This window comes from Bacillus sp. Medicinal_06, assembly GCF_056711665.1.
In genome coordinates, this window is the sequence record NZ_JBWYHD010000056.1 from 1 (window position 1) to 834 (window position 834).

Genomic DNA, 834 nt, shown 5'->3' on the forward strand with positions numbered 1-834 from the left:
TAAGATCCCTGAAAGATGATCAGGTTGATAGGTTCGAGGTGGAAGCATGGTGACATGTGGAGCTGACGAATACTAATAGATCGAGGACTTAACCATATAATATGAAGCAAATGTTATCTAGTTTTGAGAGAATATAAAAAACTTATTGACTTTTTTAATCAATCAAGTATAATAATGTTTATCTCGAGTGAATATAGTCTGGTAATGATGGCAGAGAGGTCACACCCGTTCCCATACCGAACACGGAAGTTAAGCTCTCTAGCGCCGATGGTAGTTGGGGCCTTGTCCCTGTGAGAGTAGGACGTTGCCAGGCTAATATCATTCCGCAGTAGCTCAGCGGTAGAGCTATCGGCTGTTAACCGATCGGTCGTAGGTTCGATTCCTACCTGCGGAGCCATGATTGGAGAGCTGTCCGAGTTGGCCGAAGGAGCACGATTGGAAATCGTGTATACGTCACAAGCGTATCAAGGGTTCGAATCCCTTGCTCTCCGCCATGATATTTTTGGCCCGTTGGTCAAGTGGTTAAGACACCGCCCTTTCACGGCGGTAACACGGGTTCGAATCCCGTACGGGTCACCACTTTGGAGGATTAGCTCAGCTGGGAGAGCACCTGCCTTACAAGCAGGGGGTCGGCGGTTCGATCCCGTCATCCTCCACCATATATAAACATAATATATGAATAGTATTATCGCGGGGTGGAGCAGTCCGGTAGCTCGTCGGGCTCATAACCCGAAGGTCGCAGGTTCAAATCCTGTCCCCGCAACCAAATGGTCCCGTGGTGTAGTGGTTAACATGCCTGCCTGTCACGCAGGAGATCGCCGGTTCGACCCCGGT

5 tRNA genes and 2 rRNA genes are annotated in these 834 nt (G+C 49.3%); all 7 read left to right on the forward strand.

Going from position 1 to position 834, the window contains the following annotated elements:
• Positions 1–96: ribosomal RNA gene (locus AC1M36_RS28310) — 23S ribosomal RNA — on the forward strand; the annotation flags it as partial.
• Between the two features lie 101 nt (positions 97–197).
• Positions 198–313: ribosomal RNA gene (rrf, locus tag AC1M36_RS28315) — 5S ribosomal RNA — on the forward strand.
• Between the two features lie 9 nt (positions 314–322).
• Positions 323–397, forward strand: a tRNA-Asn gene (locus AC1M36_RS28320).
• 5 nt (positions 398–402) lie between these two features.
• A tRNA-Ser gene (locus tag AC1M36_RS28325) sits at positions 403–494 on the forward strand.
• Between the two features lie 10 nt (positions 495–504).
• Positions 505–579, forward strand: a tRNA-Glu gene (locus AC1M36_RS28330).
• A 4-nt stretch (positions 580–583) separates the two neighbouring features.
• A tRNA-Val gene (locus AC1M36_RS28335) sits at positions 584–659 on the forward strand.
• Between the two features lie 30 nt (positions 660–689).
• Positions 690–766, forward strand: a tRNA-Met gene (locus tag AC1M36_RS28340).
• The last annotated feature ends 68 nt before the right edge of the window (positions 767–834 follow it).